9 protein-coding genes are annotated in these 12,411 nt (G+C 55.2%); 3 read left to right on the forward strand and 6 right to left on the reverse strand.

From position 1 onward, the window contains the following. Positions 1-46 precede the first annotated feature (46 nt). Positions 47-1,273 carry an OprD family porin gene (locus HMPREF1487_RS18460; protein WP_010798220.1) on the forward strand — a complete coding sequence of 409 codons (1,227 nt, stop codon included), beginning with the start codon at positions 47-49 and terminating at the stop codon, positions 1,271-1,273. 128 nt (positions 1,274-1,401) lie between these two features. Here HMPREF1487_RS18460 and HMPREF1487_RS18465 read toward each other — a convergent pair whose 3' ends face one another. The 3 genes from HMPREF1487_RS18465 to baeS all read right to left on the reverse strand — a co-directional run bounded on the left by HMPREF1487_RS18465 (position 1,402) and on the right by baeS (position 4,974). Then, the gene (locus HMPREF1487_RS18465; RefSeq protein WP_010798221.1) at positions 1,402-2,472 is read right to left on the reverse strand and encodes a glycoside hydrolase family 5 protein; all 1,071 of its coding nucleotides are present in this window, start codon (positions 2,470-2,472) and stop codon (positions 1,402-1,404) included. 403 nt (positions 2,473-2,875) lie between these two features. Then, positions 2,876-3,568 carry a response regulator gene (locus HMPREF1487_RS18470; RefSeq protein WP_010798222.1) on the reverse strand — a complete coding sequence of 231 codons (693 nt, stop codon included), beginning with the start codon at positions 3,566-3,568 and terminating at the stop codon, positions 2,876-2,878. Between the two features lie 2 nt (positions 3,569-3,570). Beyond that, positions 3,571-4,974: a sensor histidine kinase efflux regulator BaeS gene (gene baeS / locus HMPREF1487_RS18475; protein WP_010798223.1), complete on the reverse strand. Its 1,404-nt coding sequence runs from the start codon at positions 4,972-4,974 to the stop codon at positions 3,571-3,573. A 290-nt stretch (positions 4,975-5,264) separates the two neighbouring features. Here baeS and HMPREF1487_RS18480 point away from each other — a divergent pair, with 290 nt between their 5' ends. Together HMPREF1487_RS18480 and HMPREF1487_RS18485 are read left to right on the forward strand one after the other, a co-directional pair. Continuing rightward, entirely contained in the window at positions 5,265-7,052 is a 1,788-nt protein-coding gene (locus tag HMPREF1487_RS18480) for a tannase/feruloyl esterase family alpha/beta hydrolase (RefSeq protein ID WP_010798224.1), read from the forward strand. Between the two features lie 64 nt (positions 7,053-7,116). Beyond that, on the forward strand, positions 7,117-7,731 hold the full coding sequence (locus HMPREF1487_RS18485) for an O-methyltransferase (protein ID WP_010798225.1): 615 nt from the start codon (positions 7,117-7,119) through the stop codon (positions 7,729-7,731). Between the two features lie 93 nt (positions 7,732-7,824). Here HMPREF1487_RS18485 and HMPREF1487_RS18490 read toward each other — a convergent pair whose 3' ends face one another. The 3 genes from HMPREF1487_RS18490 to HMPREF1487_RS18500 form a co-directional block, all read right to left on the reverse strand. Beyond that, positions 7,825-8,646, reverse strand: coding sequence for a shikimate 5-dehydrogenase (locus HMPREF1487_RS18490; protein ID WP_010798226.1), 822 nt, complete (start codon positions 8,644-8,646; stop codon positions 7,825-7,827). A gap of 83 nt (positions 8,647-8,729) precedes the next feature. Next, complete coding sequence (gene uvrA, locus HMPREF1487_RS18495) at positions 8,730-11,396, reverse strand: excinuclease ABC subunit UvrA (RefSeq protein ID WP_010798227.1); 2,667 nt, start codon at positions 11,394-11,396, stop codon at positions 8,730-8,732. Positions 11,397-11,493: 97 nt separating this feature from the next. Then, positions 11,494-12,306, reverse strand: coding sequence for a hypothetical protein (locus HMPREF1487_RS18500; RefSeq protein ID WP_010798228.1), 813 nt, complete (start codon positions 12,304-12,306; stop codon positions 11,494-11,496). Positions 12,307-12,411: the final 105 nt, after the last annotated feature.

Below are 12,411 nucleotides of genomic sequence, written 5' to 3' on the forward strand. Positions count from 1 at the left end.
TCCGGTTATGCCGGGCAGTGCTCTCTTGCGCCTGGAGAAAACAACAATGATTCATATCCTGCGCCATACCGTATTCACCTTAGGCATGCTTTGCTCTCTACCGTTATGGGCTGCTGGCTTCATGGATGACAGCAAGGCCCGACTCGATATCCGTAACTTCTATTACAACGGTGACTTTCGGGAAGAGGCCGGTGTTTCGAAGCGGGATGAGTGGGCTCAAGGGCTTTTGCTGCAGTACGAGTCCGGATTTACCGAGGGGACGGTAGGTCTGGGCCTTGATGCGATGGGCTTTTGGGGACTCAAGCTTGATTCCAGTCCTGATCGTACAGGGAGTGGCCTGCTGCCCAAGACCAACTCGGGAGAAGCGGCAGAGGAATATTCAAAGGGCGGTATAGCGGCCAAAATCAAGTATTCCAAGACGGTGCTGCGTCAAGGAATTGCCTTGCCAAAGGTTCCGGTCCTTCAGTTCAACGGTAGCCGGATGTTTCCTCAGTTTTACCAGGGAACGCAGATCAGCTCGAATGAAATCACAGGGCTTTCGCTCAACGTTGCTCAGTTCGACCGTACCACCACCCCTGACTCGACCGATCTGCAAAAAATCATGATAGCCACCAAAGAGGGTCGCTTCCGCGCGACAGGTGAGGGCGATCATTTCCGTTATGGGGGTGGCAGTTACACTGTCACGCCAGCACTGACGGCCAGCTATTACTACGGCGAATTACAGGGTGTCTATCGGCAGCATTTTCTAGGGCTTACTCACCGCCAGAAATGGGGCGAAGGAACGGTAGAGGCCGATCTAAGGACTTTTTTTAGCCGTGACACAGGTGCGGCGCGGGTGGGGGAAATAGAGAGCGATGTATACAGCGGATCCCTGACGTACAGTGTGAAAGGCCATAGCTTTACGGCAGTTTATCAACATCTGGAAGGCTCAAGCGGCTTTCCTTATATCAACAATCCGTACCTGCCGAATTATGTGCAATACCATGACTTTGGCACCGCAGGTGAGCGGAGCTGGCAGGTGCGCTATGGCTATGATTTTGCCCCGATGGGGCTGCCGGGACTCAGTTTCTTTACGAGTTATATCCACGGCTCGCATCTGGATAAAGTCGGAGGAGGCCATGAGTGGGAACGTGATATAGACGTGACGTATGTCGTTCAGCAGGGCCCGAAAGGGCTTTCGATACGCTGGCGAAACGCAATCTACCGGAGCAGTTATGGCAGGGATATCGATGAGAACAGGCTGATCATTAATTATCCGTTTTCGTTCCTATAAGTATTGGATGTCTGCTGCGTGGTCGGTGAGCGCTACTGCTCATGGAGGCTTTTACAACGTTTGCAAAAGCCTCTTCTATCTTGGCAAGACGCATGCAGGCATACGCTAGGAGCCTCCGCTGCGCAGCGCTATTTAGGTGGACCAAACGTTGAACAGCTGGTGTTGTTGATGTATTTCTTTAGCGTTGCCCATTGCGGTCTCTCGCGACCGCCAACAGGCTCCACAGACATAAAATAATTTCCCCAGCCTGGCCCTGCTGCCCAATAGGTAGCTGGAATGCAATTCTGCTTCAGATACGCCAGCATGTTGTCCATCATGGCTAGCCAGCGGGGGTCATTATCTGGAACCCCGAACTCTCCGATGTAGCCTCGTTTGCCATTTTTCTTGAGCCATTCTACAAACGGTTTTACTCGCGTTACGCCATACATGGGGTCTAGTTTTCCGACATCTACCGCCTGGTAGTTCCCACCTGCATTTTCGTCGAAATAAGAGTGAGCGGAATAGACGATATTATTTGCCGGGTCCTTCAGGTTGAGCAAAGAGTCGTTCCATTCCGGCCATCGGGTTGCGCTGGCCCAGCCGTTGCCCTCGATAATAATTGGCTTTGTTTTATCAATGACACGTACGCCATCTATCCCATATTGAGCGGCGGTTGGCCAATAAGCGAGAGCTCCATTGGGCTCGTTCATGATGTCATAGGCAAACAGTGCCGGTTGGCTACTCCACTTGGTAGCGATATGGGTCATTATTTCCTTGTAACGGGAGTAGGGTACAGCGGAGGTTCCTATGATCTGCCCCTTGTATCGCGCATAATTATGAAGGTCCAGAATAACTTTCATATTATACTTCTGAGCGTAAGCAAAGGTTCTATCCACCAAGGCGATATAGTTTTGATCAAGAGGCCCCCCGAGGTTTGATTGAAGTCTCTCCCAAATAATGGGGAAACGAATCAGTCTGATGCCCTGGCTGCTCCAATACTTAAAGTAATTTTCTGTAGGAAATACATAGTTCTTTTCATTAATGCCAGGAAGAACCTGCGGAGCAAAGCCGGCACCCGACATATTCAAGCCTAGAAGTTCAAAGCCAGCGCTCTGGGCTTTTACGTTACCATTTAAAAATCCAAAGGCTCCAGCAAGTATTATTGCTAACTGAAATTTTGATATACGCTTAATAAAATAAAGTTCGCCAAGGTACTTCATATGCGTTTTCCCGCAAAAGTTTACATACATGAATAGTTTTAACAATCCAGTCTGAACGACTTGCGAGGAAAGCATGCTTCCAGGATGCTTTAGGTAAAAGATATCATCAGTCTGGTATTCTCCTCTTTATGATTAAGGATAGTCTTATTAAAGAGGGGATTTTTTATATTGCAAGACCGATTGTCCTTATTGGGTTAAATATCTATTTGATATCGAATTGATATCTTTTTGGATTTATTAAAGTAAGTGACGTTATGTTTGTTTTATAAAATGTTCTTTTGTGGCGGCTCTTTACCCGCAATGAATGCATACGTATGAAAGCCAGTAGTCAGGCTATTTGTCGGAAGCGCCTGAAGTCTATGACACATGAAAGGGAGTAAGTAGAGGCCAGTGCCGACTCTGACTAGTCCAACTTGAAGCTGTAACCTACGCCATATACCGAGCGAATGAACTCTTGATTGGGCAGGTGTTGCTGTAGTTTGCGACGCAAATTGCTGACGTGGCTGTCTACCGTTCTGTCCGATACGATGCGGTGATCCTGATACAGGTTGTTCATGAGCTGATCGCGTGAGAAGACTTGCTCAGGGTGTTCGGCAAAGGTCATCAGCAGGCGAAACTCTACAGGCGTCAGATCAAGCAGGGCTCCGTTAAGAAAGGCCTGGTAGCGGTCGGTATCAATACTCAAGCCGCCTGGCAGGGCTGGCGCAGGTGTTTGCGTTCGACGCAGCACGGCCTTGATCCGGGCAATGACTTCGCGCGGACTGAAAGGTTTGCAGATGTAGTCATCCGCGCCAATCTCCAGGCCCAGCAAGCGATCCACTTCTTCCACCCTGGCTGTTACCATGATCACAGGCGTCTGGCTGATGGCGCGAATCTCGTGACACACCTCAATTCCGTCCTTGCCGGGCAGCATGAGGTCAAGCAGGACCAGGCTTGGGCTGTATTGCGTAAAAGCAGGCAGCACCTCAAGACCGTTCATGACCAGCTGGGCATTCCAGCCGGCCGCTCTGACGTAATCTGCCAGGAGCGCGGCCAGCTTGGGTTCGTCTTCCACAATCAGGATGGTAGGTGTTGAGAGAGAGGAGCGGTGCGGCATCTTTAGTTACTCGCCAAGTCAGGCAGGGGATCAAACTGCAATGTCACGCAGAGCCCGCCCAAGGGCGAGGATGTGGCGTCAATTCGCCCACCATGGGCTTCGACAATACCGCGGCAAATCGCCAGCCCAAGCCCAGCGCCGCCAGTGGCCCGGTTGCGTGATTGCTCGACTCGGTAGAATCGCTCGAACAGGCGGCCCAGTTGCTCTTCGGATACGCCTGGCGCGGAGTCTTCACAGCTGATGAGGATGCCGTCTCGCTCTCGTCGAGCGCGTATCAGGATATGACCGCCCGCATCGGTATAACGCAGGCTGTTTTCCAGCAAGTTAGTAAAGAGTTGTTGAAGCCGACTTTCATCACCGCTGATCCACAGCGGTTCGCCGGGTATTTCCAGGGTTAACGATAGCGTGTTTACCAAGCAGCGCCTTTCAAACGTAGCGGCAATGCCATAAAGAACGGACTCCAACTGCACTGGACGCTTTTGGTAGGCCTGAGCACCCAGCTCAGAAAGGGATAGGGCAAAAATATCGTCAACCAGCTTGCTCAGGGATTCCACTTCGGCCTGAAGGGAGGCAATTGCCTCCTTGGTCAGCGGGCGAATGCCATCTTCAAGCGCCTCCATTTCCCCTTTCAGGACAGCAAGTGGCGTTCTTAGCTCATGGGAGATATCCGCCATGAAGTGGCGCCGCATGTTCTCGTTGTTTTCCAGGGTTTTGGCCATCTGATTGAAGTCCTGAGCAAGCTGGCCCACTTCATCCTGTGAGTGGACGCCAACCCGTGTGCTGTACTCTCCTCGGGCCAGCCGATGGGTAGCCAATGCCACCTGCCTGATCGGACGCGACAGCGTGCGGGCAATACGCCAGGCAATGAAGGAGGAGATGATCAAACTGGCGCCCACGATCAACCAGATTGAGCGAACCTGGTCTTGTTGAAAGCGCTCATCACCAATGGCCGTAACGCTCTCGAAGGGCGTCATGCCCATCCAGCCTACAACCATACCGTTTGCCTGTACCGGTTTGAAGGTGGCGATGTCCTTGTAGTTGGGATAACCATTGATATAGCGGTGCTGGGCATCCAGAAGGGTGAAGCGCATATGCGCTCCCGTCAGATCGGCTATGGGAGGCTCGCGTCGGGTATGGGGCTCACCTTCATGCTGCCTGAGACTGGTACTCAAGAGTTCGAACCATTGAACATGCGTTCCTACCAGAAACTGCCAGCTGCCATGTTGGGTATAGGCATCTTCCAATGTTGGAATGGCATTGGTCATGCGAATAATAGCCTGCTCGTTCAGAAAGCCTACAAAGCTGCGGGTAAAGCTCCAGTAGGCGGCAAACCCCATGCTGAGCACTGCCAGGACCGACAGCGTTTGTATGGCAATAAAGGCTTTTGTGGAAATGCTGAGCTTCATAAGGAGCGGGCCTGAAGGGTACTGCTAGTTATATTTAGGCGGGTGTGTCTGACGTTTTCAAGGACATAGCCCAATCTTCACATTGCCTGCACAGTTGTTACTCACACTTGAGGCTGAAAAAAGCATGAGCGACAGCCTGACTGATTCAGCCATGCGTCAAATACCTGATGGGATAACCCAGGATAGCCCTGTACTACCGGCACTGGCAGTCGATTGCAGCAGCAGTAGTCACTGCACAAGCGGTATGCCTGGAAGCTAACCTGTTTTTAAGTATTCATAGAGATCGTCCCATGTACAACGAACGTCTCAGACGCGCCTGTATGGCCGTTACGTTATGGGTGTGTTCATCAGCTGCCAGTGTGGCGGGCGCTGCTACCCAGGAAGATAATTCAGCTGCTTCGCTGGCGTTGTCTCAATCACTGCCTATCGTCCAACCTGCTCAGGCTTGTTCGTCGCTTAAAAGTCTCGATATGAGCGACATTGGCGGTAAGGGCAGTTCGATCACTTCAGCCACTGAAACCTCTGATAATGGCGTAGCAGTGTGTGCGGTTGAGGGGGCGCTGGCCCCCTCGATTGGCTTCAAGGTAGTTCTTCCCTTGCACAGCTGGACTCAGCGCTATCTGCAGGTGGGATGCGGTGGATTATGTGGCCGTATCTCGCTTGAGGTCGGTGCGGCCGAAGGGTGTACGCCGCTCGATACAGGCGGCTTTGTCACGGCAAGCACGGACATGGGACACCAGGGCGAGGAGTCGTTCGGAGAAGATTCGCAAAAGCGTCAAGACTTTGCCTTTCGCGGTGTGCATCTTACGGCCCTGGCCGCCAAAAAGCTGATCCATGCCTTTTATGGTCGTAGTGAGGCCTACTCCTACTTTAACGGTTGCTCTGATGGCGGACGCGAAGCGTTGATGGAGGCGCAGCGCTATCCAAACGATTTCAATGGCATCATTGCCGGTGCCGCGGCGATGAACTTCCAGACCCAGAATGCGATGTATCACGCCTGGCAGGCACGTACGAACACCAGCCCAGACGGTAAGGCTGTTCTGATAGCCTCTCGCCTTCCGTTGATTCACAGGGCTGTACTCAATCACTGTGACGCGTTGGATGGGCAGGTCGATGGTCTGATTTCCGACCCGCGGGCCTGCCATTTTGATCCGGGCACGTTGCAATGCAAGAGCGAGCAGAAAGGCGATAGCCCTAACTGTCTGACTGCGGCCGAGGTTAGCGTGGTGCGTCGCTTGTACGAAGGACCTAAAGATCCTGCGACTGGCCAGCGGCTGATTGCTGGTGGACCGCAGCCGGGATCTGAATTGGCGTGGGCGGATGTCTTTGTTCCGCAAAGCCATGACGATCCTATTTTCAGCAAAATGATTGCCATGGGCGCACTGCAATGGCTGTCATTTGAGCAGAGTCCGGGCAAGGACTTCAAACTCTCGGATATGCAATTCGACTTGAAGACCTTTGACCGCCTAAGGCCGTTGCATGCGTTTTATGATGCAACCAACCCGGACCTATCAGCCTTTGCCAAGGCTGGCGGCAAGCTCATCATCTGGCATGGCTGGGCTGATCCGCATATCTCGCCCATTAACTCCATTGCGTATCACGAGGCTGTTCAGCGCGTCATGGGCAAGGAGCAGGCTTCAACCTTCGAACGGCTTTACCTGTTGCCAGGCGTCTACCATTGTGGTCAAGGTGAAGGCCCGGCGAAGCTTGACCTGTTGACACCCATGCTCTCCTGGGTTGAGGGCGGACAAGCACCTGAAGCCATCCTTACAAACCAGACCGATGGGCAAAACGTCATGGGCCACTTTGGCGCACCGACGGATAGACCCATGAAGGACGCTCCTGGCTTCAAGAAGATGAAGGATGCTCCAAACCTCATGAAAAAGCCGGTAGTAAAAGATGAAAAGGTGATCCGTTCGCGGCCGGTCTATCCCTATCCGTATGTGGCAGCTTACGACGGCAAGGGCGACCCAGCCAACGCTGAAAGCTATAAGCAGGGTAAGCCTCTTTTCAACGAGGAGACTCGTCCGTGGGCCGGCTCGGATTTCTATAGCCCCTACACGTTCCGCATGCAATAACCATTAAGGTGGCGCGAGAAGGCGGCACCTGTGTGGCTATCGAACGAACAGGCAAGGAAAGGATATGGACGAGAAAATCAATACGGTGCTTGAGACTTATCACGCGCGGATACACAAAGAGCAAAGCGCGCCCCGCGAGCTTCCTCCTGGCGGACGTGACGGCGGGCAGGATCAACGCATGCGCGCTGTCGGACCGCAAACCGGACAGCTGATCAATATCTTGGCGAAAAGCCTGGAGACCCCTACGATTCTGGAAATTGGTACCTCTTTTGGCTATTCCGGAATCTGGCTTGGCGAGGCTGCACGCGCAACGGGTGGACAGCTGATTACTCTGGAGCTGCATGAGTACAAGTCACTCTATGCACGGGAGATGGCCGAAAAAGCAGGGCTTGCAGACTACATCGACTTTCAGGTCGGTGATGCCGTACAGCTGATCGAGGCGCTACCCGGTAGAGTGGACTTTGTCCTGCTTGATCTGTGGAAAGACCTCTATGTACCGTGTCTTGAGGCGTTTTATCCCAAGCTCAACCCGGGTGCGATCATTGTTGCGGATAATATGATCCGGCCCGGCAATGACGATGTGAAGCGCTATGGGCGCGCTATTCGAGCCAAGGCGGGCATTACCAGTGTATTGCTGCCGGTAGGAACAGGACTTGAGGTAAGCCGGTTCGAGGCGTGATATTCAGGCACAATCTGTTAGACAGCACTGTGCCTTCGAACGTTGACGGTCAAGAGCGGGGCAATCGTCATGTGCGGTTGCCCCTATTTACCTTTATTGGTTGCGCGAGTATGCCGCGGCGGCTTCAACCTGCTCAGGACTTGGGCGGATGCCGGTGTACAGGACAAACTGCTCCAGTGCCTGGAGGGCAACAACCTCTGCGCCGGTAATGACGGGCTTGCCCAGTTCGCGGGCGCGTTTGATGAGTGGGGTTTCGGATGGCATTGCCACGACATCAAATACCACTTTGGCCTTTTGAATCACTTCGTCATCAAAAGACAGATCGTCCGCTTCCGGTCCGCCGGTCATGCCTACGGGTGTCACATTGATGATGAGTTCAGGGCGCAAGTCGCCCAGGGATTCGGTCCACTCATACCCGCAGGATTCAGCCAGGGCTCGGCCGGTAGTGGGATTGCGAGCCACGATGTGTCCCTTCTTGAAGCCGGCCTCCCGCAAGGCAAACGCCACGGCTTTGGCCATACCGCCGCTACCCCGCAGCGCAAGCGTCAGATCACGAGACACCTGATGGCTATCAAGCAGTGAGGCGACAGCCAGAAAGTCCGTGTTATAGCCTGTCAGCTTACCGTCATCGTTCACAATAGTATTGACCGAATCGATCACGGCGGCAGAAGGGTCGAGGCCATCCAGAAGAGGAATGCAGGCTTCCTTGAACGGCATGGAAATAGCGCATCCGCGTATGCCAAGCGCTCGGATGCCGCCAATGGCAGCAGGCAGGTCGGTGGTTGTGAACGCCTTGTAGAGATAATTCAGGTTCAGGGCTTCGTACAGATGATTGTGAAACCGTGTACCGGTGTTGCCAGGGCGTCCCGCCAGGGACATGCAAACCTTGGTGTCTTTATTGATGGCGTGAGGCATTTTGATTCCTTCAAAAAAGCGGCCCCTGTTTGTCAGCCAAGCGGGCCGGTGGTTCCCAGGCACCGCTTGGCATGTGAACCCGATCAGCTCTCCAGTACCGCCCGCAGGTAAGGCGAGGTCTTGCTGCTGGTCTCTTTTGCAACGCTCTCGGGTGTACCGCTCGCGACAATGTGTCCGCCTCTATCACCAGCCCCTGGGCCGATATCGATGACCCAATCGCTTTGCGCCACGACGCGCATGTCATGTTCAACCACAACAACTGTATTGCCAGCCTCTACCAGACCGTTGAGCTGGCGCACCAGGAGGTCCGTATCAGTAGGGTGTAGACCCGTTGTAGGCTCATCAAGTACATAGAGCGTAGCGCCGCGCTGGGTACGTTGCAGCTCGGTTGCCAGCTTGATGCGCTGTGCTTCACCGCCGGAAAGCTCCGTGGCTGGTTGCCCCAGGCGCAGATAGCCCAGACCAATATCACGCAGGACGTGCAAGGGACGGAGTACGCCAGCTTCCTCCGCGAAAAAGGTACAGGCATCCTCTACCGTCAGGTTCAGGACTTCCGCAATGGTTTTTCCTTGCCAGGTGACTTCCAGCGTTTCGGCGTTGTAACGGGCGCCATGGCAGGTCGGGCAGGGCGCATACACGCTGGGCATGAACAGCAGTTCGACACTGACGAAGCCTTCGCCCTCACAGGTCGGGCAACGCCCCTTGGCTACGTTGAATGAAAAGCGACCGGCGTCATATCGCCGTTTCCGGGCTTCCGGGGTCGCGGCAAACAGTTTGCGGATGCCGTCAAAAAGGCCTGTATAAGTGGCAAGGTTGGAGCGCGGTGTGCGACCGATCGGCTTCTGATCCACCTGGACCAGTCGGCGAATATGCTCCATGCCTTCAATGATTTGTCCTGAGAGCGGCTGAGGAGCCTCCTCGTCCAGCGGTGATTCGTCTTCATCGCGCTCGGCCAGTGGCCGGCCTAGGTGCTCACCGACCAACTCCAATAGTGCCTGGCTGACAAGAGTCGATTTGCCGGAGCCAGAGATACCGGTAACGGAGGTAAAGCAGCCAAGTGGAAACGCAACATCAAGGGCCTTGAGGTTGTTGCGCGTTACGCCGGTTAGTCTTAGCCAATGAAGCGGCTTGCGGTGCGGGCGTCTCAAGGGGGCTGCTGTGCGCCGAGACGCAAACAGGTAATCCCGCGTTTGGGACGCTTCGACATGGGCCAATCCGGCGGGCGGTCCGCTGTAGAGAACCGTACCACCGTATTCGCCTGCTGCAGGGCCCACATCTACCAGCCAGTCTGCACGACGCATCGTCTCTAGATCGTGTTCCACTACGAACAAGGAATTGCCGGCCGCCTTGAGTTGATCCAGAGCCGTAAACAACGCTTCGCCGTCAGCAGGATGCAGACCGGCGGACGGTTCATCGAGCACATAGATCACTCCGAAAAGCTGCGAATTCAACTGAGTGGCAAGGCGTAGACGTTGCAGCTCTCCCGAAGACAATGTTGGGGTGCTGCGTTCCAAGGAGAGGTATCCCAGCCCTAGCTCGGTCAGGGTGGTCAGGCGCTCCAGCAGATCCTGGGCGATACGTTGGGCCGCCAGGCGCTTTTCGTCTGACAGGGTCGGCGTACGGCGCACGTCCGGGGCGGCCTCATGGGAAGCGCCACCTTCCCGGGCACGCGCTTCACGTGCGCGGCGTGATTCTTCCCTTGTGAAGGTTTTCTCCACGGGGGATGACCCTGAAGCCAGCGCACCGGCTGCAACAGGTGTGAGGACATCAACCAGGGTCAGCAGAGGCATGCGGGCCAGCTCGCCAATGTCATGCCCGGCAAAGGTGACGGACAGCGCCTCACGCTTCAGGCGCTTACCTTCACACAGCGGACACAGACTACCCACCATGAACTGGGATACGCGCTTTTTCATTAACGCGCTCTGCGAATGGGCAAAGGTGTGCAGCACATAGCGGCGCGCACCGGTGAAGGTGCCCATGTAACTGGGCTCGCGCTTGTGCTTGAGGGCTTCGCGGGTCTGCTCTGGTGTCAGGCCGGCATAGACCGGAACGGTCGGCTGTTCTTCAGTAAAGAGAATCCAGTCGCGATCCTTTTGGGGGATATCGCGCCAAGGTATGTCTACGTCGTAGCCCAGGGTTACCAGAATGTCCCGCAGATTCTGCCCCTGCCAGGCAGTAGGCCAGGCGGCAATGGCCCGCTCGCGAATAGTCAGCGAGTCGTCCGGTACCATAGACTGCTCGGTTACTTCATAGACTCGTCCGAGCCCATGACATTGAGGACAGGCGCCTTGGGGTGTGTTGGGCGAAAAGTCCTCTGCGTAGAGCATGGGCTGATCAGGCGGATAGGTGCCGACGCGTGAGTACAGCATGCGGATCAGGCTGGACAGGGTAGTGACGCTACCCACCGAAGAGCGAGCGCTGGGCGTGCCGCGTTGCTGCTGGAGAGCAACAGCCGGAGGCAATCCTTCTATGGCATCCACATCCGGTACGCCTACCTGATCGATCAGGCGACGGGCATAGGGTGCCACCGATTCAAAGTAACGACGCTGGGCCTCGGCGTACAGGGTTCCAAAGGCAAGGGAGGACTTGCCAGAGCCCGAAACGCCGGTAAAAACAACCAGGCTGTCGCGGGGGATGTCGACATCTACATTCTTGAGATTGTGCTCACGCGCGCCCCGGACGCGGACAAAGCCGGGGGCTGTAGAGGGAGAGGCGTGGGTGGGATCAGGCGTGCTTCGTTTGTTGGGCATGCGTCAGGTCTTGGCGTAGGAACGTATTCATAGGACCTTTTACCTGCCGGGACGACTGCACAACAGCCAGGAAAACCGCTACGTTGCGATCCAGGCCTCATGCACGTTGCAAGATATCCCCACGTAAATACCCACCGGCGTATCCACGAATCGGGTTGCCGTACACATCCTCAAGGCCCAAGACCTCCCGGGCGCAGTTCATCCAGGCCTGAAGCATGTCTGGAGAGCCATTCAGGGCGCCGACCTTGATACGTCCGCTCCGTGGCTCCGGCATGCTGTACATGACGGGGCGCCCCAAGATGGCGGACGCCTCGGAGAGTTCGGGGATGTCGTGATCCATGGCATCGAAGAACTCATGGCCGGCGATGGAGATTGGTTTGAGCGCCTTGACCTGTTCGATTGCCGCCTCGATCGTGGCTCGTAATTGATCAGGTTTGATCTTTTGCCAGTTCGACCGGGAGGCGATACGCCACGCGCGTAGATCAGCCGGATCGACCCCGGGGCAGAGACCCTTGTAGGCTGCGCTCAGGCAATGGTCGGCGGCGGCAGCCAGTTGCAGCTCCGGGGTCGGCTCGATCTCCAGCAGCTGGCAGACCTGCCCCAGCGAGGAGCCTTCCCAGTAGCGCGCCGGAGGCATGTCATACCCCGGATCGCCTTCATGATGATGGTCTACCACAATATCACGAGGTTGGGAGGTATCGGCGAGGCCGCATTCCACCCAGACGATAGGGCCATGGGGCTCGCCTTGGCGGGCAGATGTGCGATCGGCTTTATAGGCATTGCCCGCGTATACCCGACGCTCATCCGCCAGCGCATAGGCCAGTCGATGCCGTGCCCTAAGAACCAGGGTCTCGATGAGCATCATTTCAGGATCTCGCGCACCAAGGATGAACAGGTATTTCATAAACATGACTGACGCTTCAGGGAGTTGAGTTATATCAGGGATAGGCGTATCGGATTAGACCCGCTGCCGTGCCATGGGTTGAGGCGAACACTTAGACGATTGACATGATGG

Origin of the sequence: Pseudomonas sp. HPB0071 (assembly GCF_000478505.2) — a bacterium.
Classification (GTDB): domain Bacteria; phylum Pseudomonadota; class Gammaproteobacteria; order Pseudomonadales; family Pseudomonadaceae; genus Chryseomonas; species Chryseomonas luteola.